This is a genomic window from Rhizobacter sp. Root404, from assembly GCF_001425865.1.
Classification (GTDB): domain Bacteria; phylum Pseudomonadota; class Gammaproteobacteria; order Burkholderiales; family Burkholderiaceae_C; genus LMDS01.
This window is the reverse complement of the sequence record NZ_LMDS01000005.1, coordinates 138543-164309: the sequence shown is the minus strand read 5'-3', so window position 1 is coordinate 164309 and position 25767 is coordinate 138543. Positions and strand designations below refer to the sequence as shown.

Here is a 25767-nt window from a genome sequence, read left to right as displayed (position 1 = left end):
ACATGTCCGGCCCCTGCCGGCCGCCTCAACGAAAGGCCGTGCCTTGTTTGCGAACCTGCTTGCCGAGCTTCAACGCTATATGCAGGCGGCGCTCGAATCGCCGTCGGAGCTGTTCGCGATCCTGTCGGTCGTGGTCGCCGCCGCCTTCGTGCTGGTCAGCAGCTTCGTCAAGACGATGATCCCGCTGCGCTGGCTGGCCATCGGCAGCAATGTCGGCTTCGTTGCCTACGGCGCGCTGCACCCGTCCTACCCGATGCTGCTGCTGCACGCGACGCTGCTGCCGCTCAATTTCTTCCGGCTCGCCGAGATGAAGCGGCTCACGCGCCGCGTCGAGGCGGTGCGCGCCGAGGGCGAGCTCTCGTCGGTGTGGCTGCGGCCCTATATGCGGGCGGCCAAGATGCGCAAGGGCGCGGTGCTGTTCCACCAGGGCGACATCGGCGACCGGCTCTACATGCTGGCCGATGGCCGGATCGAGCTGGTGGAGACCGGCGGAAGCCTGGCGCCGGGGCAGATCTTCGGCGAGATCGCGTTCTTCTCGCCCGACCGGCGCCGCCGCCTGACGGCCCGCTGCGCCGAACCCTGCACGGTGCTGTCGATCGACGAGAGCACCGTCAAGCAGCTGTACTACCAGAACCCGGCGTTCGGCTTCAAGATGATCGAGCTGGTGGCCTCACGCTTCGCGGCCGACGTCGACCGCGTCAACGCCGACCTGGCGAAGGTTCGCGCGGAGCGCGATCAGCTCGCTGCCAAGCTCGCCGAGAGCGACTGAATCGCCTCTTTCAGCTTGGTGCGGGCGACGCCCTGGCACTGCTCACGGCTCAGGCTCGGCACCGCGTCGAACGCGGTCGCCGACTTGATCGGCGCATAGACCACCTTGGTGCCCTGCACCGGCAGCAGCACGACCGGCAGCAGCATCGCGCGCGCGGTGACCACGCAGGTCTTGTTCTCGGTGAAGCCGCCGGTGATCTCGCTGACGAAGCGGAACTTGCGGATCGGGTACAGCTTGGTGACGCGGGCCGGCGTCGTCTCCTTCCAGATCTTCTCGGCCGTCGGCGCGTCGATCAGGAAGCTCGCCGAGTCGTCCAGGCTCATCGGCTTGGGCGGCGCGGCGAAGGCCTGGGTCGCCAGGGTCAAGGTCACGGCCAGGATCGAAACGACAGATTTCATGGTTCGCCTTGCGAAGGTTTGGAAAGAAGAAGGGCGCCCGCCGGCGCTGCGCCCGGTAGTGTAGGCAGAGCCGGCGACGCCGGCGGCATTATGTCGGGGATGGCCGCCGGGAACCGCAGCTCGACCCGCAAGCCGCCGAGCGGCGAGTCGGCGAGCGCGACACTCGCGTGATGCCGGTCGGCCATGCTGCGCACGATCGCCAGGCCCAGGCCAGTGCCCGCCTCGTTGCCCGGCGCGTGGCGGTAGAAGCGGTCGAACACCCGCGCCCGCTCGTCGGCCGGGATGCCCGGGCCGCTGTCGTCGACGCGCAGCCAGGCCGCACCGCCCTCCTCGCCCACGTTCACGTCGACGCGCGCGCCGGCGGGCGCATAGCGCACGGCGTTGTCGACGAGGTTGCGGACCATGATCGTCAGCGCCGCCGCGTCGCCCTGGACGCGAACCGGTGCCTCGGCATGCAGCGCCAGCGCCGTGCCGCGCGTCTGCGCGAAAGGTACCGTCTCGGCCAACGCCGTGCGTGCGACCTCGCCCAGATCGACCGGCGCAAAGGCCGCCAGTGGCGCGCCGGGCTCGGCACGGGCCAGCGTGAGCAACTGCTCGACCAGCCGCGCCGCGCGGTCGATGCCGTCGTTCAGCGCGTCGACGGCGGCCGCCCGGGCGGCGTCGTCGGGCGCACGCCGCAGCAGCTGCATCTGGAGCTTCAGCGCGGTCAGCGGCGAGCGCAGTTCGTGCGCGGCGTCGGCGACGAAGGCCCGCTGCGCGCCGAGCGACGTGCCGAGCCGCTGCAGCAGCCCGTTCAGCGCCGCGACGAGCGGCGCGACCTCGTCCGGCAGCCCGGCGGTCGGCAGCGGTTGCAGCGACTGCTCGTCCCGTGCGCGAACGCCTTCGGCCACGCGCCGCAGCGGTGCGAGCGTGCGTGCCGCCAGCCACCACACCAGCAGCGCCATCGCCGGCGCGACCACCAGCAGCGGCGCGACGCTGCGCAGCGCCGCGCCCGCGGCGAGCCGGCGCCGCGTCTGCAGCGGCTGCGCAACCTGGATCACCCGGTCGCGCGACGCGACGCTGAAGGTGCGCCAGGTGCTGCCGCGCACCGTCACGTCGGCCAGGCCGAGCAGCGCGCGGGTCGGCAGGTCGTCGCGCAGGCGCGGCGGGTAGATCACGCGGCCGTCCGCGGTCCAGATCTGCACGACGAAATCGAGTTCCTCGTCGGCCAGCGTGCTCGCCTGCGCGGGCGCGATCTCGCCCTGGTCGCGCAGCGAGAACGCCATCTGCCGCAGCTGGTAGTCGAACAGCGCCTCGGTCTCGGCCAGCACGTTGCGGTAGGTCAGCACCCCCAGCAGCGCGGCGGTGACGACGAGCATGCCCAGCAGCGCAAGCAGCACGCGGACGCGGATCGAATTCATGGCTTGCCGACGAAGTAGCCGACGCCGCGGATGTTGTGGATGAAGTCCGCACCGAGCTTGCGCCGCAGCTGGTGGATGTAGACCGAGACCGCGTTGCTCTCGATCTCCTCGCCCCAGCCGTACAGCCGGTCCTCGAGTTGCGCGCGGGACAGCAGCGCGCCGGGCCGCTGCAGCAGCGCCTCCAGCACGGCGAATTCGCGGGCCGACAGCAGCACCGGCACGCCGTCGCGGGTCACCTGCCGCGTGGCCGGGTCGAGCGTGACGCCGCCGAATGCGAGCGCCGGCTGGGCCCGGCCGCTGTGCCGACGCAGCACCGCGCGGATCCGCGCGGCGAGTTCGTCGAGATCGAAGGGCTTGACGAGGTAGTCGTCGGCACCGGCATCGAGCCCGGCGACCTTGTCGCCGGGGCCGTCGCGCGCGGTCAGGACGATCACCGGCGTGGCGTCCTGGCGCGCCCGAAGTGCGCGCAGCACGGCGAGACCGCCGTCCGGCGTCGCGTTCGCGCCGCGCGCCGCGCTGTCGGGCAGGCCGAGGTCCAGCAGCACCAGGTCGAAGCGCTCGCTGGCCAGCGTGGAATGCGCCGACGCCGCGTCGCGCACCCAGTCGACCGCGTAGCCCTCGAGGCGCAGCGCGCCGCGCAGGCTGTCGCCGATCATCCGGTCGTCTTCCACCAGCAGCAGTCTCATTGGAAAAGCATACGGTATCGTGCCGGCATGCCGGCGACCTTGCGACACACCCTGCTCTCGTTCCGCGACCTGCTCGCGACGTTCGGGCCGTTCATCGTGCTGGCGGCGGCGCTGCTGGTGCTGGCCTACTGGATCCTCGACCCGACGCCCCCGCGCAAGGTGGTCCTGGCCACCGGCACCGAGCAGGGCGCGTATGCCGAGTTCGGCAAGCGCTATGCGCAGATCCTCAAGACCTACGGCATCACCGTCGAGCTGCGGCCGACCCAGGGCGCCGCCGAGAACCTGCGCCTGCTGCAGGACCCGGCCAGCGGCGTCGACATCGCGTTCATGCAGGGGGGCGCCGGCGAGCACCTGCGCAAGGAGGCCGATTCGCTCGCGCCGGCCGACGAAGGCGACGACGACCCGACGCTGGTCTCGCTCGGCAGCCTGTTCTACGAACCGGTCTGGCTGTTCTACCGCACCGACGCGGCCGCGCGCCTACTGAAGGCGCCGGCGCTGTCCAGCCTGTCGCAGCTGCCGGGCTGGCGCCTGAATGTCGGCGCCAACGGCAGCGGCGCGCCGAACCTGATGAACAAGCTGTTCGAGGCCAACCGGATCGACCCGAAGGCGCTGACGCTGGTGCGCAAGTCGCAGACGCCGGCCGCGGTCGACCTGATCGGTGGCGACGTGGACGCACTGGTCTTCGCCTCGGCGCCCGAGTCGCTGATGGTGCAGATGCTGCTGCAGACGCCGGGCATCGGGCTGTACGACTTCGCGCAGGCCGATGCCTACTCGCGCCGCTTTCCGTTCCTGACGCCGGTGACGCTGCCGCGTGGCGTGGTCGACCTGGCCGGCGACCTGCCGCCGCGCGACGTGCGCCTGCTCGCGCCGACCGCCACGCTGCTCGCCCGCGCCACCACCCATCCGGCCCTGCTGCAGCTGTTCATGCAGGCGGCGCAGCAGATCCACGGCGGCGCCGGCTGGTTCCAGCACAAGGGCGACTTCCCGAAGGCGGGCGGCACCGAGCAGCCGCTCGCCAAGGAAGCGCAGCGCTTCTACGCCAACGGCATTCCGGTGCTGCAGCGCTACCTGCCGTTCTGGCTCGCGAACCTGGTCGACCGGATGTGGCCGGTGCTGGTCTCGATCATCGCGATCCTGATCCCGCTCTCGCGGATGCTGCCGCCGCTCTACCAGTTCCGCATCCGCTCGCGGATCTTCCGCTGGTATGCGCAGCTGCGCGAGGTCGAGGAGGCCGTGGGCAAGCGGCCGGCCGACCAACTGCTCGCTGAACTGGGCGAGATCGAGTCGCGCGTCGAGGAGGTGCACGTGCCGCTCAGCTACGCCGACGAGCTGTACTCGCTGCGCAGCCACATCCAGATGGTCGGCAACCGCCTGCGCATGGCCGACAGCCCGGTGGGAGAGGCCGCGTGAACGACAAGGCCCGCGTGGTCATCGTCGGCTGCGGCTTCGGCGGCATCGAGGCGGTACGCTCGCTGTCGAAGGCGCCGGTCGAGATCACGCTGGTCGACCGCACCAACCACCACCTGTTCCAGCCGCTGCTGTACCAGGTCGCGACGGCCGGGCTTTCCGCACCGGCGATCAGCGCGCCGATCCGCCACACGCTGCGGCGCGAGATGAAGCGCGGCAACCTGACGATCCTGCAGGCCGAGGTCACCGACATCGATGCCGCGAACCGGCGCGTGCTGCTCGACGACGGCGCCGCGCTGCCGTACGACCACCTGATCGTCGCGGCGGGCGCCACCCACAGCTACTTCGGCCACGACGACTGGGCGGAGTTCGCGCCGGGCCTGAAGACGCTCGACGACGCGTTCAAGATCCGCGCCCGCGTGATCGGTGCGTTCGAGCGCGCGGAGCGCTGCGCCGCCGGCACCGAACGCGATGCCGAGCGCGAGGCGTGGATGACCTTCGTCGTGATCGGCGCCGGACCGACCGGCGTCGAGATGGCCGGCACGATGACCGAGATCGCGCACCACACGCTGCCGCAGGAGTTCCGCCGCATCGACTCGACCCGCGCCCATGTCGTCCTGCTCGAAGGCTCGGACCGCGTGCTCGGCTCGTTCGTCCCGCAGCTTTCGCAGCGCGCCCGCGAGCAGCTCGAGCGGCTGGGCGTCGACGTGCGCACCGGGTGCAAGGTCATCGGCATCGATGCCGAAGGCGTCACCTACGAGGCGCGGGACGGCGACCATGCCAAGACGTGGCGGCTGCCGAGCAGAACGGTGATCTGGGCCGCGGGGGTCGCCGGCTCACCGCTCGGCCGCGCACTCGCCGCCAGCGCGGGCGCCGTGCTCGACCGCGCGGGCCGCGTGATCGTGAAGCCCGACCTGAGCCTGCCCGACCACCCCGAGATCCTCGTGATCGGCGATCTGGCGTCCGCGCTCAGCACGCCCGCCGATCCGTCGAAGGGCAAGCCGACGCCGGTGCCCGGGGTCAGCCCCGGCGCCAAGCAGATGGGGCGCGCCGCAGCCCTGAACGTGATGCGGCGTCTGAAGGGCCAGGCGACGCAGGCGTTCCGCTACATCGACTACGGCAACCTCGCGACCGTCGGCCGCAAGGCGGCCGTCGTCGACCTGACCGTGCCGCGCTTCGGCGCGCTGCGTTTCTCGGGCTACTTCGCGTGGCTGTTCTGGCTGTTCGCCCACATCTGGTTCCTGATCGGCTTTCGCAACCGGCTGATCGTGATGCTGGACTGGGGCTGGGCGTACTGGACCTACGAGCGCTCGGCTCGCGTGGTGGCGGAGCCGCCCTCGCCGCGGCGTGACCCGGGGTCCTGAGCGGCGCGCAGGTCACTTGTCCTTGTCGCGCCCCCGGCCTTCCGGCGGGCCGCCGCGGCCGCGGTCCTGCTGCGCCTCGCCGCCCCGCTGGCCCGGCTGGGCCTCGCGCCCCGGGCCACCGCCCTGCGGACCGCGCTGCTCGGGCGAACGCTGCGGCGGTGGCTGCACGCGCTCGGCCTGCGGACGCGGCTGTGCCTGGGCGGGCTGCTCGCGCGTCCGTTCGGGCCGACCCTGCGGACGCTCCGGCGGCCCGTTCGGGCGCTCCACCTGCGGCCGCGGCGGCTGCACTTGCGGACGCGGCGGCTGCACCTGCGGACGCGCCTGCGACCCCTCGGTCGGCTGCGGGCGCTGCGCGTCGCGCGGCGGTGGCGGCACCGGCCGATCCGGGCGCCGGTCGGCGCGGTCCGGCCGCGCGTCGCGCGGCGGTGGCGCCACCGCGCTGGACGGTGCGACCGGGCGCTGGAACTGCTGCTTCGACACCGCCTCGCGCGGCTGGTAGCGGTAGTTCTGCGCGCGCAGGTCGCGCTGCTGCTCGGGCGCACGCGGGTAGCGGTCGCCGGTGTAGTTGCGCTGGTAGACCGGCAGCGGTGCCGGCGCGGGCACGGCGCGACGATCCCAGCGGTCCCAGCCGCGGTGGCGGTTCTCCCAGTCGCGACCCCAGTGGTCGCCCCAGCGCGGCGGTGCGTCCGCGCGCCACGAGCGGAAGTAGACCGGCGGCCGGCGGTAGTAGCGCACCGGCACCCGCAGCACGAATACCGGCACGTAGGCCGGCTCGACCAGGTACCACGGGCCGTTGTACCAATCGCTCGAATACCAGTTGTCGTCTGCGTAGACCCAATACAGGCCGTCGTAGAAGAAATAGTTGGTGCTGGCGCTGGGTGCGTAGTAGACCGGGTAGCCCGGCACCCGCACCAGCTGCGGATACAACGGCAGGTTGATGCCGATGTTCACGCCGGGCAGCGAGATGCCCACGCCGACACTGACCTGTGCCTGCGCTGCGGGCAGCGCGCCGAACAGCAGCGGCAGCGCCAGCACCAGCGGGGCAGCGAGGTGAATGGAACGGTTGTTGTTCTTCATGGGGGCTCCTGTTGACGCGCCGAAATCGGCGACGCGCACGTCCACCGGACAAGCGGGCGGCCGCCGCCAGTGTCGGCGAAGCACGATGCCCGCGCCACCGGACACGGCGCCGGGGCGCCGTAGCCTCGTTCCTACGCCGGCCCACCAGACTTCTAGAATCCCGACACGCGCCTTCCCGGCCGCCCTCAGGACACACCGCATGGACACCCGCACCTCCCCCTATCGCCTGCGCATCGAAAAGGTCCGTGATGCGCTGCGCCGCCACGGCCTGGCCGCCGTGCTGGTGCCGTCGAGCGACCCGCACCTCAGCGAATACCTGCCCGCGCGCTGGCAGGGCCGGCAGTGGCTGTCGGGCTTTACCGGATCGATGGGGACGCTTGTCGTCACGCTCGACACCGCCGCGGTGTTCGCCGACAGCCGCTACTGGGTGCAGGCCGAGGCCGAGCTCGCCGGGACCGGCACCGAGCTGGTCAAGATCCCGACCGGCAATTCGATGGCGCACGTCGAGTGGCTCGCGCGGCACGTGCCGGCCGGCGCGACGGTCGGCGTCGATGGCAGCGTGCTCGGCCTGGCCGCCGCGCAGCAGCTGCAGACCGCGTTGACCGCCGCACGCGTCAACTTGCGGACCGATTTCGATGCGCTGGCCGAGGTCTGGCCCGAGCGTCCCGGCCTGCCGGATGCCGCCGTGTACGAACACCGGGCACCCGAGGCACCCCTGCCGCGCGCAGCCAAGCTCGCGCAGGTGCGCGCGGCGATGGCGCAACACGGCGCGACCCATCACTTCATTTCCACCGTGGACGACATCGCGTGGTTGTTCAACCTGCGCGGCGCCGACGTCAGCTTCAACCCGGTCTTCCTGGCCCACGCGCTTGTGGATGCGCGCGGCGTGACCCTGTTCGTCGCCGACGGCAAGGTCGCACCGGCGCTGCAGGCCGCCCTCGCCGGCGATGGCGTGCGCGTCGCGCCCTACGCGGCCGCGACAACCGCCCTGGCGGCGCTGCCCGGCGAGGCGGTGCTGCTGATCGACCCGAAGCGCGTGACCTTCGGCGCGCGCAGCGCCGTCAAGGTGCGCGTGGTCGAGGCGATCAACCCGAGCACGCTGGCGAAAAGCCGCAAGACCGACGCCGAGGCCGCCCACGTCCGCGCCGCGATGGCGCAGGACGGCGCCGCGATGTGCGAGTTCTATGCGTGGTTCGAGGCCGCGCTGGCCGACGGCACCCGCAGCGAGCCGATCACCGAGCTGACGATCGACGAGCAGCTCAGCGCGGCGCGCGCCAGGCGCCCTGGGTTCGTCGGCCTGAGCTTCAACACGATCGCCGCGTTCAACCCCAACGGCGCGATGCCGCACTACCATGCGACGCCCGAATCGCACGCCACGATCGAAGGCCATGGCCTGCTGCTGATCGACTCCGGCGGCCAGTACCTGGGCGGCACGACCGACATCACGCGGGTCTGGCCGATCGGCACGATCACCGCCGAGCACCGCCGCGACTACACGCTGGTGCTCAAGGGGACGCTGGCCTTGAGCCGCACCCGCTTCCCGCGCGGCACGCTGTCGCCGATGCTCGACGCGATCGCACGCGCGCCGCTGTGGGCCGAGGGGCTCGAGTACGGCCACGGCACCGGCCACGGCGTCGGCTACTTCCTCAACGTGCACGAGGGCCCGCAAAGCATCTCGAAGGCGATCCCCGATGCGACGATGGCGATGGAGCCCGGCATGATCACCAGCATCGAGCCCGGCCTGTACCGGCCCGGCCGCTGGGGCATCCGGATCGAGAACCTGGTGCTGAACGTGCCGGCCGTGACGACCGAGTTCGGCGAGTTCCTCGAATTCGAGACGCTCACGCTGTGCCCGATCGACACCCGCTGCATCGATCGCACGCTGCTGCGTGCCGACGAGATCGACTGGCTCAACGCGTACCACGCGACCGTGCGCGAACGCCTCGCGCCACTGGTGGACGGGGCCGCGCTGGCCTGGCTGACCACGCGCACCGAGCCGATCTGACGGGGCGGCCGGCGACAGGCGGTCGACGCCTGTCGCGGCAGCCTGCAGTCCATCCCGCACCGGGCGCGGTTCATCGCACACCGGTTGGCGCGCGCCGGTCCGGCTCCTAGAGTTCACTCCATCGCATCCCGCAAACGAACCGAACCAGGAGCCCCACCATGATCAGCCGCCTCACCCTCAGCGCCGTCATCTTCGCCATCATCGGCACCACCTCGCTGGCCTTCGCCGCAACAGTGCGTCACCCGCCCGTCGATGCGCCCGCCGCCGCCAAGCAGGTGCGCGTGGTGCAACTCGAACGCGTCGTCGTCGTCGCCAAGCGCCTCGCGCCCGAAGTGCGCTGACCCTCTCCGGCGCGGCACGCGCCGCGCACCGCTCTCCAGGTGTCATGCGCCTGAGGCCCTCCGGACTCCGGGCCTCGGGCGCTTTTTTCATGGCGCCCGGAAAGCGTGCCGGCGAGGCGCTGCTACCCTCGCCGCATGACGACGAACACCACCGTGACGCCGGCCCTCGGCGTCGACCTGGGCGGCACCAAGATCGAGGCGATCGCGCTCGACACGCGAGGCGCCACGCTGTGGCGCGAGCGCGTCCCGACACCGGCCGGCGACTACCGCGCGATCCTGGCGACGGTCGCGGCACTCGTCGCCCGCGCCGAACGTGATCTGGGCGTGAACGGCTGCAGCGTCGGCGTCGGCACCCCCGGCAACGCGACGGCTGCCGGGTTGATCAAGAACGCCAACTCCACCTGCCTGAACGGCCAGCCGCTGCAGCGCGACCTGGCCGACACGCTGCAGCGCCCGGTGCGCCTGGCCAACGACGCCAACTGCCTGGCGCTGTCGGAGGCCACGGACGGCGCCGCTGCGGGTGCGCCGGTGTCGTTCTCGGTGATCCTGGGCACCGGCGTCGGCGGCGGCATCGTCGTCGACGGGCGGCTGCTCGACGGGCCGAACGGCCTGGCCGGCGAGTGGGGCCACATGCCGCTGCCCTGGCCCGACGCCGGCGAGCTCGCCGCACCGGCGTGCTTCTGCGGGCGGCGCGGCTGCATCGAGACCTGGCTCAGTGGCCCCGGTATCGCGCGGGATCACGCAGCGCACGGCGGTCCCTCGCTGACCGCGCGCGACATCGGCGAGCGCGCGGCACGAGGCGATGCGGCCTGCGCGCAAACGCTTCGACGGCACGAATCGCGCCTGGCGCGCAGCCTGGCGCTGGTGATCGACCTGCTCGACCCGCACGTCATCGTGCTGGCCGGCGGGGTGTCGCAGCTCGACGGCCTGACCGACATCGTGCCGCGGCTGTGGGGCGAGCACGTCTTCAGCGGCGGCTTGCAGGACGCCGTGCGCACGCGGCTGGTGCGCAGTCGCCATGGTGACTCCTCCGGCGTGCGCGGCGCCGCCTGGCTCTGGCGCGAGCGCTGAAGGCGGCGCCGGCGGCGTCCATCGCGCTGCATGGCCGTTCGACAGCGGCAATCTGCAGCCTGTCGCAAGTGCCTTGGTGAGCGCGAGGCGGACTCCTAAAGTTCATTCCAACGCGGCACGAACACACCGCGTCATCGAACCAGGAGTTCCACCATGATCGACCGCCTCTTCACCGCCACGCTGACCTTCTGCCTGCTGATCGGCGGCACGCTCGCGATCGGCTCGGCGATGCTCGGCACCGACCAGCCGGTTGCCGCCCCGAGAGCCGCCTCCGCGCCGGCACAGGTCGTCCAGCTCGAGCGCGTCGTGATCGTCGGCAAGCGGCTCTCGCCGACGACCGAAGTCGCGCAGTCGGACAGCGAGACCGCCCCGCGCGTCCAGTGAGCACGGCTCACATCTGACGAAACACGTGCACGAAGCTGCGGCTCACCGGCAGCACCTCGGCACGACCTTTCAGGTGCACCTCGGCGGTCTCGTTCAGGCCCCGCTGGACCTGCGCCACGCGATGCAGGTTGACGATCACCGAGCGATGGATCTGCGCGAAGCGCTCGGAATCGAGTTCCTCCGCCAATTCGCGGATCGTGCGGCGGATCAGCGCCTCGCCGCCCTCCCACACCACCAGCGTGTACTTCTCGTCGGCGCGCAGGTAGATGACCTGCTCGACCGGGATCAGCCGCACGCTGGCACCGACCGAGGCCCGTATCCATTGCAGGTGCGGTGGCGCCGGCGCGCCGGTCGGCCCGCGCCGCGCCAGTTCGGCGGCCAGGCGGTCCAGCACCGCATCGAGCGCGCCCGCATCGGCCGCTGACGGCGCCGGCTGCGCCAGGCGCTCGCGCAAGCGCGCGACCGTGTCGGCCAGGCGCATCTCGTCGAACGGCTTGACCAGGTAATCGACCGCGCCCTGCGCGAACGCCTGCACCGCGTAGCGCTCGTGCGCCGTCACGAACACGACGTGCGCGCGACGGGATACCGCGCGCGCCGCCTCGATGCCGCTCAGCCCGGGCATGTGCACGTCGAGGAACACGATGCGCGGTGCGTGCGCCTCGAACAGCTCGACCGCCTCGCGGCCGTTGCGCGCTTCCGCGACGACCACCAGCTCGGGCCACAGCCGCGCCAGGTGCAACCGCAGGCGCTCGCGCAGCAGCGGCTCGTCGTCGGCGATCAACGCGGTCGGGTTCATCACGCGACGGGCCCGGGCGGATCGAAGCGGATCGTCGCGCAGACGCCATGCGGACGCACCTCGCTGAGCTCGAGTTGCGCACCCGCCCCGTAGAACGCCTGCAGCCGGGCACGCAGGTTCGCCAGGCCCGTACCGGGTTCGGCGGTCTCGCGCAGCCCGGCGCCGGTGTCGCTGACGCTGGCATTCGCGCGGCCCTGCGCCAGCCACGCGCGCACCTCGATCGTCCCGCCCTGCTCGGCCGGGTCGATGCCGTGGCGGACCGCGTTCTCGACCAGCGTCAACAGCGCCATCGCCGGGAAGCGCAGCGCCGCGAGCTCGGGCGCGATGTCGATCGTGAAGCGCAGGCGGTCCGGCATGCGCATGTGCATCAGCTCGAGGTAGGCGCGCGCGAGCGCGGCTTCGTGGCCGAGCGTGGCTTGCGCATCGTCGAGGCGCGGCATGGCGGCGCGCAGGTACGCGATCAGGCTGCGCAGCACCGGCGCGGCCTGCGGCGAGCCGGACTCGACCAGCGCCTGCACGTTGGCGAGCGTGTTGAACAGGAAGTGCGGCTCGATCTGCGCGTGCAGCAGCTTCAGCTGCGCATCGAGCGCCTGGCGCTCGAGCTGGCTCTTCTCGAGCGCGAACTCGAGCTGCTGGTGACGGGCCTGCGCGTCGCGCTCGCGGTAGAGCACGCCGAGCGCGAGCAGCGGCGCGATCGCGAGGACCAGCATCGTGATGACGATGAAGCCGCGCACCAGCCCCGGGTTGCCCGTGAATCGGGCCCACTCGCCGCCCACCAGGCCCATGTACAGCAGCAGCGTGGCCAGCGGTACCGCGAGCACCACGGCGACGATCTGGCTCACCCAGCGCGGCACGCCGGGCACCGGCCACAGCCCGGCCGCCGTGAACGCCATCAGCACCAGCGTCGCGATCAGCAGTAGCCGCCACACCAGGCCGACGTACGAAGTCAAGAAGATCGGGCTGATCAGCGCCGAGATCACGACGACCAGCGCCACCATCAGCAGCAGCCGGCGCGGCGTCAGCGCCGCGATGAACTGGCGCAGCGTGGCGGCCGGAGCGGGCATCGAGGACATGGCCGCAAGCGTACCGCGCAGGCCGCCCGGCGGCGCATCCGGCAAGCCCCGCCGGCGATGAACGACCGGATTCGGGGCGCGAGCCGCGACCCGGCGCGAACGCCGGGCCGCCGCCGCGTCAGGCGCCCGGGCGGGCGATGCGCGCGGCGAGCGACTGCGAGAGCATGTCCGCGCTGTCCTGCAGGTGCGCGCGCGCGTCGGCGCTCAGGCTGCCACGCTGCGCGGCGCTGTTCAGCCGCGCGAGCAGCGCCTGCGCCTGCACGCGCATCAGGCTGCGCGCATCGGCGCGGCCGGCGCTGCCCGGGCGCAGCAGGCTCGCGCTGATCCGGTTCAGGTGCTCGCGCTGCAACGCGCGGCGCGGCGCGGGGATGTCGGCTCCGGTGTCGAGCTCGCTCCAGATGTCGCGGCCGAGCCGGCCGTACAGCTCCGACAGCTGCAGCGCACCGCCGCGCGCGGTCGCCTTGCCCTGGTTGTCGAGGATGCGCGCCGCGACATCGTCGCCCATCAGCTGGTTCAGCAGCGCGCGCTGGACGGCCAGCAGGCGATCGGGCACCGAGAATTCGGTCGCGACCGGCGCGGCACCGCGCTCGAGCGCATCGGTGCGCTCCTGGAAGTCCGGCGCGAGGCGGCGTTGCAGCGACGGCGAGACCGGCAGGCTGTCGGCCGCGAACAGGCTGCGCGAGATCTGGTCGATCGCGTCGCGCTGTGCGGCGACCGGCACCGGCTCCAGCGGATCGCGGCCCGAGCCCGGGAAGTCGCGCAGCGTGCGGACCCCGCCGACCTGGCGCGCCAGCAGGCCCACCGAGCGCGCGACGTCGTTGACCGCGTAGTTCAGCGAACGGCGCAGCACCGCATAGTCGCGGTCGGGCGCGAGCGCTCGGGTCTCCTGGCGCTTGAACAGGTCGCGGGCGATCGCCAGGCGCTTCTTCGCGAATGCGACGGAATCGGAGCCCAGGTCGAACTGCAGTGCATCGGGGTCGATGCCGAGGTAGTTGTCCTCGTCGGTGCCGAAGGCCAGCTCGGGCTCGTTGCTGCGCGCCGCGATGCGTTCGAGCGCGGCCTTCTCGTCGCCTTCGGCCAGCGGTCGATAGGCGTATTCGATCGCCCAGTAGTCGTACGGACCGAGCGTGGTCTGGTACGGCGCGACCGGCCGTGCGCCGGGGCTCGGCAGGTTGACCGGCGCGTACTCCATCACCGAGCCGGTCAGCGCGTGGGTGCGCGTGAACTCGGGGTCGGACAGCTGCGCGTCGGTGTACGCACGCGACGCGCGGAAGTTGTGCCGCAGGCCGAGCGTGTGCCCGACCTCGTGCATCGTCGTGTCCTTCAGGTAGGCGAGCACGTAGGCCTCGGCCTCGGGGCTGTCCGGATCGAGATCGCCACGCGCTTCGAGCACGTCGAGCGCGTAGCCGAGCTGATCGGCGGCCTGGTCGGCGTTGCGGCAGGCGCGCGCGTCGAAGGCCTCGCCATCGGCGGCGCCGCCGAACTGCATCAGCCGCGCCAGCTCGGCCGGGCTGCTGCCGTTCAGGATCTGCGCGCGCGAGGCGCGCACGTTGCGCGACGACAGGCTCTCGATGCCGATGTTGGCCGCCAGGATCTCGCCGCTGCGCGGGTCGACATGGCTCGGCCCGATCGCGCCGAAGCGCGGCGCGGCGTTGGTCATCCAGCGCACCGAGGCGCCGCCGTCGAGCGTGTCGAAATCGGCGTCGTCGGGCTGCACCCTGGCCTGCACCGCGTCCTTGAAGCCGATGCGCTCGAAGGCCTTGTTCCATTCCAGGATGCCGGCGGTGATCGTCGCGCGGTACTTGACCGGGATCGTGCGGTCGAGCCAGAACACGATCGGCTTGACCGGCTCGGACAGCGCCGCCGCCGGGTCCTTCTTCTCGAGCCGCCAGCGGTCCACGTGGCGCACGACCGGCGTGCGCGCGAGGTCGTCGCTGAAGTCCCACTGCGACTGCGTGAAGTAACCGATGCGCGAATCCGCGGCGCGCGGACGCATCGGCGCATCAGGCAGCGCGGTGAAGGTGTAGTTCGCGGTCACGAACAGGCTGCGCGGGTCCGGGACCGCGATCGGCACCGTCGGCACCGGCGCGCCGGGCGGCGTGTTCGGCTGGCGCACCGCGATCGAGCCGGTCGCGAAGTGCTGCATCACCTCGAGCGACAGGCCTTCCGGGCGTACGCGCAGCGCGGTGATCGCCGAGTTGCGCGCGTCGAAGCCGTAGCCCTGGCGGAACGTGCGCTGCAACTGCCCGCCGACCGCGAGCATGTCGTTGATGAACAGCGCATTGCCGTCGACCAGCACCGACTTGCGTTCCGGGTGCGGCTGGCTCGCCACCGGCGTGCTGGCCAGCAGGCTCGGCGAGAACGCCGCCGCCACCGCGCGGCCCTCGGGCGTGCCGGCGCGCGCGGTGAACTCGGTGTTGCGCGCGATCATCTGCACCTGGTTGTAGACGCGCCGGAACTCGACCACGCGCTGGTCGTCCATCAGGCCGCCGAAGATCCCACCCTCGCCGATGCCCGACGCAAGCTTGGCGGACAGGAAGAACGGCTTGTTGAAGTCCTGCGGGCGCAGTTCGATCCAGACCTTTTCGTCCTTCTGGTAGGTCGTGAGCAGGCCGTCGCTCTTCCTGGCGTCGCGGATCACCGTCGCGAAGGGTTGCGGACTGCCCGGCGGCGGCGCGGCCGGCTGCGGCGTGCCGGGCGGCACGCCCGAGGCGCTCGGGCCAGGCCCGGTCGCGACGCGCGGCGGCGTCGTCGGGCCGGCGGCTACGCCACCCGTTGCCGTGGGGGTGGCGGGCGACCGCAGCGCCGCGCAGCCGCCCAGCAGGGCGATCGTCAGGGCGGCCATGAGAGGGCGGACAGACCGCGCGGCGGGGTGGTTCATCGTGCAACCCGGTACAGAAAAAAACATTCTGCCAGCGCCGTGTAAAGCGGCGCCGGCGCCAAGGTCACTTCACTTCAGGGCCTTGAAGCGCAAGCGGTGCGGGCGCGCGCCCTCCTCGCCGAGGCGGCGCTTCTTGTCGGCCTCGTATTCCTGGTAGTTGCCGTCGAAGAAGACCCACTTCGAGTCGCCCTCGCAGGCCAGGATGTGGGTGGCGATGCGGTCCAGGAACCAGCGGTCGTGGCTGATCACCATCACGCTGCCGGCGAACTCGAGCAGCGCGTCTTCGAGCGCACGCAGCGTTTCCACGTCGAGGTCGTTCGACGGCTCGTCGAGCATCAGCACGTTGCCGCCCTGCGCCAGCGTCTTGGCCAGGTGCAGCCGGCCGCGTTCGCCGCCGGACAGGCTGCCCACCAGCTTCTGCTGGTCGTTGCCCTTGAAGTTGAAGCGGCCGATGTAGGCGCGGCTCGGCATCACGAACTTGCCGACGACGATGTTGTCGAGGCCACCCGAGACGTCCTGCCAGACCGTCTTGTCGTCCTCCAGCGTCTCGCGGCCCTGCTCGACGAACGCCATGCGCGCGGTCGGGCCGATCTTGACGGTGCCGCTGGTCGGCTGCTCCTTGCCGGCGATCATGCGGAACAGCGTCGACTTGCCGGCGCCGTTCGGCCCGATGATGCCGACGATCGCGCCGGCCGGCACCTTGAACGACAGGTCGTCGATCAGCACCCGGTCACCGAAGCTCTTGCTGACGTTCTCGAACTCCAGCACTTCGTGGCCGAGGCGCTCGCCGACCGGGATGAAGATTTCATTCGTCTCGTTGCGCTTCTGGTAGTCGGTGTCCGACAACTCCTCGAAGCGCGCCAGCCGCGCCTTGCTCTTGGCCTGGCGGCCCTTGGCGTTCTTGCGCACCCACTCGAGCTCGAGCTTCATCGCCTTGGTGCGCGCGTCCTCGGTCTTCTGTTCCTGCTCGAGGCGCTGTTCCTTCTGCTCGAGCCAGGTCGAATAGTTGCCCTTGTAAGGGATGCCGCGGCCGCGGTCGAGTTCGAGGATCCACTCGGCCGCGTTGTCCAGGAAGTAGCGATCGTGGGTGATCGCGACGACCGTGCCCGGGTAGCGCTGCAGGAACTGCTCCAGCCAGTCGACCGATTCGGCGTCCAGGTGGTTGGTCGGCTCGTCGAGCAGCAGCATGTCGGGCTTGGACAGCAGCAGCCGGCAGAGCGCGACGCGGCGCTTCTCGCCGCCGGAGAGCACGCCGATCTGCGCGTCCCACGGGGCCAGGCGCAGCGCGTCGGCGGCAATCTCGAGCTGCAGGTCGGTGTTCTCGCTGCCGCTGGCGGCGATGATCGCCTCGAGCTCGGCCTGTTCGGCGGCAAGCTTGTCGAAATCGGCGTCCGGCTCGCCGTATTCGGCATAGACCTCGTCGAGCCGCTTCTTGGCGGCCAGCGCGCCGCCGATGCCCTCCTCGACCGCCTCGCGCACGGTCTGGTCCGGGTTCATCACCGGCTCCTGCGGCAGGTAGCCGATCTTCAGGTTCGGCATCGGCGTGGCTTCGCCCTCGATGTCCTTGTCGAGGCCGGCCATGATCTTCAGCAGCGTCGACTTGCCCGAGCCGTTGGTGCCGAGCACGCCGATCTTGGCGCCAGGGAAGAAGCTGAGCGAGATGTCCTTGAGGATCTGCCGCTTCGGCGGCACGATCTTGCCGACGCGGTTCATGGTGTAGACGTACTGGGCCATGGGGTTCCTGTGAAACGGTTCCTGGGAAGCAAAGCGTGCTGCCGGGCGGCAGCAGTTCAACCGCGTATTGTCGCCGCTCCGGCGCCGCGGCGCGCCGTCAGGGCTTGGCCGGCACCGGTTCCTGCCACGCCTCGCCCTTGTCGAAGACGATGCGCCAGGTGTCCGGCGCCTCGAGCCGCCAGACGGAATTGAAGCGGGCGATCGGCTTGCCGGTCGGGTCGAGCACCGGGCCGGTCGAATGCGCGAGCGTGCCGTCGCCGAGCACGACGACGTGGTCGGGCGCCCACGAGAACGGCGCGTCCTTGCCCTCGTAGAACCGCTTCCAGCCGGCCGCGACGGCCGCCTTGCCCTGCAGCACCTTGCCGGGACCGGAGAAGAACACCGCCTGGTCCGACAGGTGCCGCACGAAGGCCGCGTGGTCGCGTTCGGCCATGCTGCGCGCGAACGCGCGTTCGGTGTCCGCCACCTGGCGGGCCAGCGCGTCGAGGTCGGGCGGCGCCGCTGTCGCGCCGCTCGCGAGCAAGGACGCCGCCAGGGCGCCCACGATGGTGCTCCTGTTCATCACGCCTCCCCCACCGCCCGCTCGGCGGTGTCGCCCCGTAACGCACGAGCCGCATAACGCTGTGCGAGGACCGCGCAGACCATCAACTGCATCTGGTGGAACAGCATCAGCGGCAGCACGACGGCACCGACCGCGTGGCCCGCGAACAGCACCCGCGCCATCGGGATGCCGCTCGCCAGGCTCTTCTTCGAGCCGCAGAACACGATCGTGATCTCGTCGGCCTTGTCGAAGCCCAGCCGGCGGGCCGCGAACGTGGTGATCGTCAGCGCCAGGCCGAGCAGGATCGCGCAGACCAGCGTCAGCCCCAGCAGCGCCGTCAGCGGCATCTGCTGCCACAGCCCCTGGATCACCGCCTCGCTGAACGCGGTGTAGACGACCAGCAGGATCGAGCTGCGGTCGATGTTTCCGAGCACCGCCTTGTGGCGATGCACCCACGCGCCGATCCAGCGCCGCGCCACCTGCCCGGCGACGAAGGGCAGCAGCAGCTGCAGCACGATGGCCTTGACCGCGTCGAGCGAGGCCGCCGCGCCATGCTGCGACAGCAGCAGCCCGACCAGCACCGGCGTCAGGAAGATGCCGAGCAGGCTCGACGCCGACGCGCTGCACACCGCCGCCGGCACGTTGCCGCGCGCCATCGACGTGAACGCGATCGCCGATTGCACCGTGGCCGGCAGCGCGCACAGGAACAGGATGCCGACGTACAGGTCCGGCGTGACCAGCGGCTGCAGCAGCGGCCGCAGCGCGACGCCGAGCACCGGGAACATCACGAAGGTGCACGCGAACACCAGCAGGTGCAGCCGCCAGTGCGTGATGCCGGCCACGATCGCCTCGCGCGACAGCTTGGCGCCGTGCATGAAGAACAACAGGCCGATCGCGACGTTGGTGATCGCATTGAAGGCGATCGCCCAGGTGCCGCTGCAGGGCAGCAGGCTGGCCGCGATCACCACCGCGATCAGCGTGAGCGTGAAATTGTCCGGAATGAAGCGTGAGCGGGTCATCGGGGTCGTTGCAGGAGCCGGGCCACGAGCTTACGGCAAGCGGTGCCTCGGCCACGCGCTGCATAGAATCCACCGCGCCGACCCATGAACGACAGCCTCGCCCCGACCGACCCGCCGACCGCGGGACCCCGCCCGGGCGCCCGCTTTGGTGCATGGCAGTTGCGCGAGCCGCTCGGCAGCGGCGGCATGGGCGAGGTCTGGGCCGCGACCCGCAGCGACGGGCTGCACGCCGGCCGTGCCGCGGTGAAGCTGCTGCGCGCGGCGTCACCCGACCCGGCCGCCGCGGCCCTGCTCAGTGCCCGCTTCGCCCGCGAAGGCGAACTGCTGGCGCGCCTCACCCACCCGCACATCGCCCAGCTGCTCGACGCCGGCATCGCGCCGGACGGCACCCGCTACCTGGTGCTCGAATACGTGCAGGGCGAGCGGATCGACCATTGGTGCGACGCGCGCCGGCTCGATCTCCCGAGCCGCCTGAACCTGCTGCTGCAGCTGTGCGACGCGGTCGCGTTCGCGCATGCCAACCTGGTCGTGCACCGCGACCTGAAGCCGGCCAACGTGCTGGTGACCGACGGCGGCCACGTCAAGCTGCTGGACTTCGGCGTCGCCAAGCTGCTGGGCGATGCGCCCGACGAACTGGACCTGACGCGCCAGGGCAGCGCGGGGCTGACGCCGGAATATGCCGCGCCCGAGCAGATCACCGGCGGCGCGGTGACGGTCGCGACCGACGTCTACGCGCTGGGCGCGCTGATGTTCGTGCTGCTGTCCGGCCAGCGCCCCTACGACGCGCCGCGCGGCAACGCGGCGCAACTGGCGCGCGCGATCGCCGAGGCCGAACCGCGCCGCCTCGGCGCCGCCGAGCTCACGAGCACGTTCGGCGGTGACGCGAGCGAGATCGCCGCGGCGCGCTCGACCACGCCGCAGCGCCTGCGCCAGGCGCTGCGCGGCGATCTCGAACACATCGTCGCGAAGGCGCTGCGCAAGCGACCCGCCGAACGCTACGCCTCCGCGCAGGCGCTGGCCGACGACCTGCGGCACTTCCTCAAGCACGAGTCGGTCAGCGCCCAGGCGCCGACCTGGTTCTACGTGACGCGCAAGTTCATCGAGCGGCACACGCTCGGGGTCGCGGCGGCAGGTCTGGTCGCCCTGGCGATCGCCGGCGGCGTGGCCGCGACGCTGTGGCAGGCCAGCGTCGCGCGCGAGCAGGCGGCGCGCGCCACCGCGGAGGCCCGCAATGCCACCGCGATCAAGGACTTCCTGCTCGGCGTGTTCCGCACCAGCACGATCGGCGCCGGCAAGACCACGCAGGACACGACCGCGCGCGAGCTGCTGCAGGCCGGCGGCAAGCGCCTGCTCGACGACGCCAAGCTCGAACCCGGCGTGCGCCTGGAGCTGCTCACCGTCGTCGGCGAGCTGCAGAACAACCTGGGCATGTTCGACAGCGCCGACCCGCTCGAGCAGCGGGCGCTCGCGCTGGCCCGCTCGGTCCACGGGCCGCAGAGCGAGCAGTACATCTACGCGCTGGTCGGCCGCGCGCTGTCGCTGACGCAGCTCGGGCGCGCACAGGAATCGGAAGCGCTGGCGCGCGAGGCGATCGCGATCGTCGAGCGCACCGGCCAGCAGTCGCTGGAGGGCTACGCGATCGCGCTCTACCGCGTCGGCGCCAATGCGGTACAGGCCGGGGAGCTGCGCAAGGGCATCGCCGACCTGTCGCGCGCGACCGCCGCGTTCGAGAAGTACCAGCCGCGCCATGCGATGCGCTCGATCGCGCACCGCTGGCTCGGCAACGGCCTGGCCCAGCTCGACGACTTCGGCGCCGCCGAGCGCGAGCTGCGGCGCTCGATCGAGCTCAGTGCCAACCAGGTCGACCTGCGGGACTTCGGCACCGGCGCGGGCCACTACGCGCTCGGCCAGTTGTTCGCCCGCGCGGGTCGCTTCGCCGACGCGCAGAGCGAGCTGACGCAGGCGCTGGCGATCTTCGAGCGCACGATGGGGCCACGCCACCGCACCACCGCGCTGGTGCGCTGCGAACTCGGCGTCGTGCTGCATCAACTCGGTCGCGCCGCCGAGTCGCGGGCGATGCTCGCGGCCGCACTCGACATCGCCGGCAGCGACACCTCGCGCCAGATCGGCAACGCGATGGACCGCGTCAACATCGCGCTGGCGCAAGTCGCTGCCGACGAGCAGCGCCCCGACGAGGCGCTGACCCGGACGGCCGCGGCCGCGAAGCGCTGGGAAGCCCAGGGCGGCGCCCACTGGGCGGCCACCCTGGTCGCTCAGGGCGAGGCCGAGACGCGTGACGGCAACGTCGCCGTGGCCCGGGAGGTCCTGCGCCAGGCTCTGCCGATCCTCGACACGCAACTCGGCCCCAACGCACTGGCGACCCGCCAGGCGCAGGTCGCACTCGGCGAAGCGCTCGAGAGCGACGCGCGCGCTGCCGACGACGCGCGCCTGGCGTTCGCGAGCGCACTCGCCGCCGGCAGCGCGGCGTCGCCGACGGGCGACTGGCTGCGCGCCCGCGCCCTGCTCGGCCAGGGTCGTCTCGCACTGTCGACCGACCCCGCCACCGCGCTGCGGCTGGCGCGCGAGGCGCAGGCACTCGTGAAAACCGGCGCGCTTCGCGAGCGTCAGGTGCAAGCCCAGGCCCGCGCGCTCGAGGCACGCGCCGACGCGCAGCGGTTACAATGACCCACCGTCGCAGTCACCAGTCACTGCGCCGACGTCACTTCTGACTGAGCCCACGTCGTCCGCGACGCCACCGCTCGCCACACCCCTCTGCCTGCGACTGGCGCTTCGAAGTACGAGCGACAGGCCGACCTCTCTGTCCGTTTGGAAACCCATGTCCTTTGACGATCTCGGCCTCGCCGAGCCCCTCCTGCGCGCCGTTCACGAATACGGCTACACCACGCCCACGCCGATCCAGGCGCAGGCCATTCCTGCCGTGCTCTCCGGCGGTGACGTGATGGGCGGCGCCCAGACCGGCACCGGCAAGACCGCCGGCTTCGTGTTGCCGATGCTGCACCGCCTGATGGCCACGCCCGCCGTGCGCGATGCCAAAGGCAAGCTGCCGATCCGCGCGCTGATCCTCACCCCCACCCGCGAACTCGCGGCGCAGGTCGAGGAAAGCGTTCGCACCTACGGCAAGCACAGCAAGCTTTCCAGCATGGTCATGTTCGGCGGTGTCGGCATGCAGCCGCAGATCGACAAGTTGAAGCGTGGCGTCGACATCCTCGTCGCCACGCCGGGCCGCCTGCTCGACCACCACCAGCAGCGCACGCTCGACCTGTCGCACGTGCAGATCTTCGTGCTCGACGAAGCCGACCGCATGCTCGACATGGGCTTCATCCACGACATCAAGAAAGTGCTCGCGGTCCTGCCGCCGAAGAAGCAGAGCCTGCTGTTCAGCGCGACCTTCAGCGACGAGATCAAGGCCCTGGCCGACCGCCTGCTGAATGCGCCGGTGCTGATCGAGGTGGCGCGCCGGAACCAGACCAACGACCAGATCGCCCAGAAGGTGCACCCGGTCGGCCGCGAGATGAAGAAGGACCTGCTGATCCATCTCATCAAGGCCAACGACTGGGACCAGGTGCTGGTGTTCACGCGCATGAAGCACGGCGCGAACCGCCTGGTCGAGCACCTGCTGAAGGCCGACATCAGCGCGATGGCGATCCACGGCAACAAGAGCCAGACCGCGCGCACCAAGGCGCTGGCCGAGTTCAAGACCGGTGACCTGACGGTGCTGGTCGCGACCGACATCGCCGCGCGCGGCATCGACATCGACATGCTGCCGCACGTCGTCAACTACGAGCTGCCGAACGTGCCGGAAGACTACGTGCACCGCATCGGCCGCACCGGCCGCGCGGGCGCGAAGGGCGAGGCCGTGTCGCTGGTCTGCGTCGACGAGAACGGCTTCCTGCGCGACATCGAGCGCCTGATCAAGCGCGAGATCCCGAAGGAGATCGTGCCCGGCTTCGAGCCGCCGGCCGGCGAGAAGGCCGAGCCGATCGTGCTCGGCCGCATGGTGATCGGCGAAGGCGCCGGCCGCGGCGGTCATCGCCATCACGCCGGTAACGGCGGTGGCGGTGGCAGCGGTGGCCGTGGCGGTCACGGTGGTGGCGGCGGCGGTGGCCGTGGCGGCAGCGGCGGCGGTGCGCGCAGCGGCGGCGGTGCGGCTCGCCCGCAGGGTTCGCGCCCTGCCGGCGGCGGTGGCGGCGGTCGGCCGCCGGCACGCTCGGGCCCGCCGAAGCGCTGAGGCATCGATGGCGCGCCAGGGCGGTACTCGTTCCGCAGGCGCGGTGCGCACCGCGCTGCTGGCCGGTGCGACCGGCCTGATCGGTCGCGCACTGCTGCCGCTGCTGCAGGCCAGTCCGTCGTACCGTCACACGCACGTGCTGGTGCGCCGACCGATGGCCGATGCGGCCCCGGATGAGCACACCACCATCCACCTCGTCGATTTCGCGCAACTGCCGGCACTGCCGGCGGTCGACGATGTCTACGTGGCGCTCGGCACCACGATCAAGGTCGCCGGTTCGCAGGCCGCGTTCCGCGCGGTCGATTTCGACGGCGTGGTGAACACCGCACGCGCGGCGAAGGCCGCCGGCGCGACGCGCCTCGCGGTCGTCTCGGCGCTGGGTGCGGACCCGCGCTCCGCCGTCTTCTACAACCGCGTCAAGGGCGAGATGCAGGACGCGATCGGTGCGCTCGGCTTCGAGTCGGTCGTCATCGCGCAGCCGTCGCTGCTGTTGGGCGACCGCGCCGCGATCGGCCAGCCGGTGCGCCGTGGCGAGGTCTGGGCCGCGCGCCTGCTCGCACCGGCGATGGGACTCGTGCCACGCGGCGTGCGGCCGATCGCCGCGCAGAGGGTGGCCGCCGCGATGCTCGCCGCCACACTCACCGGCGCACCCGGCGTGCACGTGCTGAGTTCGGGGCAGATGCAGGGATGAGCCGGTCGGCGGCAAGCGTGCCGTCAGCGTCGCTGTCGAGCTTTCGCGCCTACATGCGCCTGTGGTACTCGCGCCTGGCGAGCACCAGTGCGAGCCAGATGCTGATGGTCGCGATCGGCTGGCAGATGTACGACCTGACCGGCAGCGCGTGGGACCTGGGGCTGGTCGGGCTGCTGCAGTTCCTGCCGGCTCTCCTTCTGGTGCTGGTCGCCGGCCACGTCGTCGACCACTTCAACCGCGCGCGCATCGTCGCGCTGTGCATGGTCGCGCAGACCGGCATCGCGCTGCTGCTCGCCGTCGCGGCGCACCGTCACTGGGCCAGCCGCGATCTGCTGCTGCTGACCTCGGTGCTGCTCGGCACCGTCAAGGCCTTCCAGATGCCGGCGCAGCAGGCGCTGACGCCGCTGCTCGTGCCGGCCGAGGTGCTGCCGCGCGCCCTGGCCTTCAGTTCGATGGGCTCGCAGGGCGCGATCGTCGCCGGGCCGGCGCTCGGCGGCTTCATCTACGTGGCCGGCGCGCAGGCGGTGTATGGCACGTGCGCGCTGCTGTTCGCATGCTCGGGCGCGCTGGTGGCCGGTGTGAACTACGGGCACGTCAAGGTCGTCGCGCGCAACATGGGCTTCGACACCCTGCTCGCCGGCGTGCGCTTCGTGCGCCAGCGGCCGGTCGTGCTCGGCGCCATCTCGCTCGATCTGTTCGCGGTGCTGCTCGGCGGCGCCACCGCGCTGCTGCCGATCTTCGCGAAGGACATCCTGCACACCGGGCCATGGGGTCTCGGACTGCTGCGCGCCTCGCCGGCGATCGGCGCGTTCGCGCTGTCGCTGCTGCTGGCGCGCTGGCCCGTCACGCGGCATGCGGGGCGCGTGCTGCTCGGCGCCGTGGCCGTCTATGGACTGGCGACGATCGTGTTCGGGCTGTCGAGTTCGTTCGTCGTCTCGATGGTCGCGCTGGTGGTGGCCGGCGCGGGCGACATGGTCAGCGTCGTGATCCGCCAGTCGCTGGTGCAGCTGGACACGCCGAACGAGATGCGCGGCCGGGTCAGCGCGGTCAACTCGGTGTTCATCGGCGCGTCCAACCAGCTCGGCGAATTCGAGTCGGGCGTCACCGCGGCGGCGCTCGGGCCGGTCGGCTCGGTCGTGCTCGGCGGCATCGGCACGCTGCTGATTGCGGGGCTGTGGTTCCGGCTCTTTCCGCCCCTTGCGCAACGCGACGCCCTGGTGGCTCGGCGCCCATGAGCCCGGTCGAAATACTGCATGTCGATGCGCAGTGCATCGTCGCGCTGAAGCGGAGCGGCCTGCTGTCGGTGCCCGGCCTCGGGCCGAACGGGCAGGACTGCCTCGCCGCGCACGTGCAAGCCGCTTACGGCGATGCGCTTGTCGTGCACCGGCTCGACATGGCGACCTCGGGCCTGACGCTGTTCGCGCGCGGCGCAGCGGCGCAGCGCGCGCTCAGCGCCGCGTTCGCGGCCCGTGCGGTGCACAAGGGCTATGTCGCAGTCGTGCACGGCCAGGTGGTGGCATCGCACGGCGAGATCGATCTGCCGCTGATCGCCGACTGGCCGAACCGGCCGAAGCAGAAGGTCGATCAGGCGACCGGCAAGCCGTCGCTGACGCGCTGGCGCGTGCTCTCGAACGACATGGCGCGAAACGCGACCCGCGTCGCGCTCGAACCCGTCACCGGCCGCGCCCACCAGCTGCGCGTGCACCTGCTCGCGATCGGGCACCCGATCCTTGGCGACGCGCTGTACGCGCCGGCCGACGTGTGCGCGCAGTCGGACCGCTTGCTGCTGCACGCGAGCGCGCTGCGCTTCGCGCATCCGGCGACGGGCGAGCCGATCGCGATCGAGTCCGCCCCGCCGTTCTGACCGGCCCGCCGCATCGC

The 25767-nt window shown here is 71.6% G+C and carries 22 protein-coding genes; 12 read left to right on the top strand and 10 right to left on the bottom strand.

Annotated elements, in window-relative coordinates; translation table 11 throughout:
* The first annotated feature begins 43 nt into the window (after positions 1-43).
* Entirely contained in the window at positions 44-769 is a 726-nt protein-coding gene (locus ASC76_RS14900) for a Crp/Fnr family transcriptional regulator (protein WP_157615732.1), read from the top strand.
* Here the strand turns inward: ASC76_RS14900 and ASC76_RS14895 are convergent.
* From ASC76_RS14895 to ASC76_RS14885, 3 genes are read right to left on the bottom strand one after another with little or no spacing between them, the layout of a single operon-like run.
* Positions 736-1167, bottom strand: a complete 432-nt coding sequence (locus ASC76_RS14895) for a hypothetical protein (protein ID WP_056467848.1) — start codon at positions 1165-1167, stop codon at positions 736-738. The genes ASC76_RS14900 and ASC76_RS14895 overlap by 34 nt on opposite strands.
* A complete protein-coding gene (locus ASC76_RS14890; protein WP_082549203.1) occupies positions 1164-2567 on the bottom strand; it encodes an ATP-binding protein in 1404 nt (467 codons plus the stop codon). The genes ASC76_RS14895 and ASC76_RS14890 overlap by 4 nt, the downstream gene beginning before the upstream one ends.
* Positions 2564-3253 (bottom strand): response regulator transcription factor, encoded by a 690-nt coding sequence (locus ASC76_RS14885; RefSeq protein ID WP_056467846.1) that lies wholly within the window; start codon positions 3251-3253, stop codon positions 2564-2566. The genes ASC76_RS14890 and ASC76_RS14885 overlap by 4 nt, the downstream gene beginning before the upstream one ends.
* Before the next feature lie 27 nt (positions 3254-3280).
* Between ASC76_RS14885 and ASC76_RS14880 the strand changes: the two genes are divergently transcribed.
* Positions 3281-4663, top strand: coding sequence for a TAXI family TRAP transporter solute-binding subunit (locus tag ASC76_RS14880; RefSeq protein ID WP_056467843.1), 1383 nt, complete (start codon positions 3281-3283; stop codon positions 4661-4663).
* Positions 4660-6024 (top strand): NAD(P)/FAD-dependent oxidoreductase, encoded by a 1365-nt coding sequence (locus ASC76_RS14875; protein WP_056467840.1) that lies wholly within the window; start codon positions 4660-4662, stop codon positions 6022-6024. Before ASC76_RS14880 ends, ASC76_RS14875 begins: the two co-directional genes overlap by 4 nt.
* A 12-nt stretch (positions 6025-6036) precedes the next feature.
* On the opposite strand, the gene ASC76_RS14870 is transcribed toward ASC76_RS14875, so the two are convergent.
* Positions 6037-7101: a hypothetical protein gene (locus tag ASC76_RS14870; RefSeq protein WP_056467837.1), complete on the bottom strand. Its 1065-nt coding sequence runs from the start codon at positions 7099-7101 to the stop codon at positions 6037-6039.
* 199 nt (positions 7102-7300) lie between these two features.
* Here ASC76_RS14870 and ASC76_RS14865 point away from each other — a divergent pair, with 199 nt between their 5' ends.
* The 4 genes from ASC76_RS14865 (at position 7301) to ASC76_RS14850 (ending at position 10902) form a co-directional block, all read left to right on the top strand.
* Positions 7301-9106, top strand: coding sequence for an aminopeptidase P family protein (locus ASC76_RS14865; RefSeq protein WP_056467833.1), 1806 nt, complete (start codon positions 7301-7303; stop codon positions 9104-9106).
* A gap of 158 nt (positions 9107-9264) precedes the next feature.
* On the top strand, positions 9265-9447 hold the full coding sequence (locus ASC76_RS14860; protein WP_056467830.1) for a hypothetical protein: 183 nt from the start codon (positions 9265-9267) through the stop codon (positions 9445-9447).
* 135 nt (positions 9448-9582) lie between these two features.
* Positions 9583-10518, top strand: a complete 936-nt coding sequence (locus ASC76_RS14855; RefSeq protein WP_056467826.1) for an ROK family protein — start codon at positions 9583-9585, stop codon at positions 10516-10518.
* Positions 10519-10671: 153 nt separating this feature from the next.
* Positions 10672-10902: a hypothetical protein gene (locus tag ASC76_RS14850; RefSeq protein WP_056467823.1), complete on the top strand. Its 231-nt coding sequence runs from the start codon at positions 10672-10674 to the stop codon at positions 10900-10902.
* Positions 10903-10909: 7 nt separating this feature from the next.
* On the opposite strand, the gene ASC76_RS14845 is transcribed toward ASC76_RS14850, so the two are convergent.
* The 6 genes from ASC76_RS14845 to ASC76_RS14820 all read right to left on the bottom strand — a co-directional run bounded on the left by ASC76_RS14845 (position 10910) and on the right by ASC76_RS14820 (position 18946).
* A complete protein-coding gene (locus ASC76_RS14845) occupies positions 10910-11698 on the bottom strand; it encodes a LytTR family DNA-binding domain-containing protein (RefSeq protein ID WP_056467821.1) in 789 nt (262 codons plus the stop codon).
* Positions 11698-12771, bottom strand: coding sequence for a sensor histidine kinase (locus ASC76_RS14840; protein ID WP_157615730.1), 1074 nt, complete (start codon positions 12769-12771; stop codon positions 11698-11700). The genes ASC76_RS14845 and ASC76_RS14840 overlap by 1 nt, the downstream gene beginning before the upstream one ends.
* Positions 12772-12889: 118 nt before the next feature.
* Positions 12890-15616, bottom strand: coding sequence for a zinc-dependent metalloprotease (locus tag ASC76_RS14835; RefSeq protein WP_157615728.1), 2727 nt, complete (start codon positions 15614-15616; stop codon positions 12890-12892).
* A 105-nt stretch (positions 15617-15721) separates the two neighbouring features.
* Positions 15722-17386 carry an energy-dependent translational throttle protein EttA gene (gene ettA, locus ASC76_RS14830; RefSeq protein ID WP_056467812.1) on the bottom strand — a complete coding sequence of 555 codons (1665 nt, stop codon included), beginning with the start codon at positions 17384-17386 and terminating at the stop codon, positions 15722-15724.
* 97 nt (positions 17387-17483) lie between these two features.
* Positions 17484-17948 (bottom strand): nuclear transport factor 2 family protein, encoded by a 465-nt coding sequence (locus tag ASC76_RS14825; RefSeq protein WP_056470867.1) that lies wholly within the window; start codon positions 17946-17948, stop codon positions 17484-17486.
* Entirely contained in the window at positions 17948-18946 is a 999-nt protein-coding gene (locus tag ASC76_RS14820; protein ID WP_056467808.1) for a bile acid:sodium symporter family protein, read from the bottom strand. Before ASC76_RS14820 ends, ASC76_RS14825 begins: the two co-directional genes overlap by 1 nt.
* Before the next feature lie 84 nt (positions 18947-19030).
* On the opposite strand from ASC76_RS14820, the gene ASC76_RS14815 reads away from it, so the two are divergent.
* The 5 genes from ASC76_RS14815 (at position 19031) to ASC76_RS14795 (ending at position 25750) form a co-directional block, all read left to right on the top strand.
* Positions 19031-21631, top strand: coding sequence for a serine/threonine-protein kinase (locus tag ASC76_RS14815; protein ID WP_056467805.1), 2601 nt, complete (start codon positions 19031-19033; stop codon positions 21629-21631).
* Positions 21632-21782: 151 nt separating this feature from the next.
* Complete coding sequence (locus ASC76_RS14810; protein ID WP_056467801.1) at positions 21783-23195, top strand: DEAD/DEAH box helicase; 1413 nt, start codon at positions 21783-21785, stop codon at positions 23193-23195.
* Between the two features lie 7 nt (positions 23196-23202).
* Positions 23203-23886: an NAD(P)H-binding protein gene (locus ASC76_RS14805; RefSeq protein ID WP_056470864.1), complete on the top strand. Its 684-nt coding sequence runs from the start codon at positions 23203-23205 to the stop codon at positions 23884-23886.
* Between the two features lie 53 nt (positions 23887-23939).
* A complete protein-coding gene (locus tag ASC76_RS14800) occupies positions 23940-25121 on the top strand; it encodes an MFS transporter (protein ID WP_056467798.1) in 1182 nt (393 codons plus the stop codon).
* Positions 25118-25750 carry an RluA family pseudouridine synthase gene (locus ASC76_RS14795; protein WP_056467795.1) on the top strand — a complete coding sequence of 211 codons (633 nt, stop codon included), beginning with the start codon at positions 25118-25120 and terminating at the stop codon, positions 25748-25750. Before ASC76_RS14800 ends, ASC76_RS14795 begins: the two co-directional genes overlap by 4 nt.
* Positions 25751-25767: the final 17 nt, after the last annotated feature.

Excerpts from the sequence above, each read along its gene's own strand:
- ASC76_RS14860 (WP_056467830.1), top strand. The coding sequence starts at position 9,265 with ATGATCAGCCGCCTCACCCTCAGCGCCGTCATCTTCGCCATCATCGGC.
- ASC76_RS14810 (WP_056467801.1), top strand. The coding sequence starts at position 21,783 with ATGTCCTTTGACGATCTCGGCCTCGCCGAGCCCCTCCTGCGCGCCGTT.
- ASC76_RS14895 (WP_056467848.1), bottom strand. The coding sequence starts at position 1,167 with ATGAAATCTGTCGTTTCGATCCTGGCCGTGACCTTGACCCTGGCGACC.
- ASC76_RS14805 (WP_056470864.1), top strand. The coding sequence starts at position 23,203 with ATGGCGCGCCAGGGCGGTACTCGTTCCGCAGGCGCGGTGCGCACCGCG.
- ASC76_RS14815 (WP_056467805.1), top strand. The coding sequence starts at position 19,031 with ATGAACGACAGCCTCGCCCCGACCGACCCGCCGACCGCGGGACCCCGC.
- ASC76_RS14855 (WP_056467826.1), top strand. The coding sequence starts at position 9,583 with ATGACGACGAACACCACCGTGACGCCGGCCCTCGGCGTCGACCTGGGC.
- ASC76_RS14845 (WP_056467821.1), bottom strand. The coding sequence starts at position 11,698 with ATGAACCCGACCGCGTTGATCGCCGACGACGAGCCGCTGCTGCGCGAG.
- ASC76_RS14800 (WP_056467798.1), top strand. The coding sequence starts at position 23,940 with ATGCGCCTGTGGTACTCGCGCCTGGCGAGCACCAGTGCGAGCCAGATG.
- ettA (WP_056467812.1), bottom strand. The coding sequence starts at position 17,386 with ATGGCCCAGTACGTCTACACCATGAACCGCGTCGGCAAGATCGTGCCG.
- ASC76_RS14835 (WP_157615728.1), bottom strand. The coding sequence starts at position 15,616 with ATGGCCGCCCTGACGATCGCCCTGCTGGGCGGCTGCGCGGCGCTGCGG.
- ASC76_RS14850 (WP_056467823.1), top strand. The coding sequence starts at position 10,672 with ATGATCGACCGCCTCTTCACCGCCACGCTGACCTTCTGCCTGCTGATC.
- ASC76_RS14885 (WP_056467846.1), bottom strand. The coding sequence starts at position 3,253 with ATGAGACTGCTGCTGGTGGAAGACGACCGGATGATCGGCGACAGCCTG.
- ASC76_RS14865 (WP_056467833.1), top strand. The coding sequence starts at position 7,301 with ATGGACACCCGCACCTCCCCCTATCGCCTGCGCATCGAAAAGGTCCGT.
- ASC76_RS14840 (WP_157615730.1), bottom strand. The coding sequence starts at position 12,771 with ATGTCCTCGATGCCCGCTCCGGCCGCCACGCTGCGCCAGTTCATCGCG.
- ASC76_RS14825 (WP_056470867.1), bottom strand. The coding sequence starts at position 17,948 with ATGAACAGGAGCACCATCGTGGGCGCCCTGGCGGCGTCCTTGCTCGCG.
- ASC76_RS14820 (WP_056467808.1), bottom strand. The coding sequence starts at position 18,946 with ATGACCCGCTCACGCTTCATTCCGGACAATTTCACGCTCACGCTGATC.
- ASC76_RS14870 (WP_056467837.1), bottom strand. The coding sequence starts at position 7,101 with ATGAAGAACAACAACCGTTCCATTCACCTCGCTGCCCCGCTGGTGCTG.
- ASC76_RS14890 (WP_082549203.1), bottom strand. The coding sequence starts at position 2,567 with ATGAATTCGATCCGCGTCCGCGTGCTGCTTGCGCTGCTGGGCATGCTC.
- ASC76_RS14795 (WP_056467795.1), top strand. The coding sequence starts at position 25,118 with ATGAGCCCGGTCGAAATACTGCATGTCGATGCGCAGTGCATCGTCGCG.
- ASC76_RS14880 (WP_056467843.1), top strand. The coding sequence starts at position 3,281 with ATGCCGGCGACCTTGCGACACACCCTGCTCTCGTTCCGCGACCTGCTC.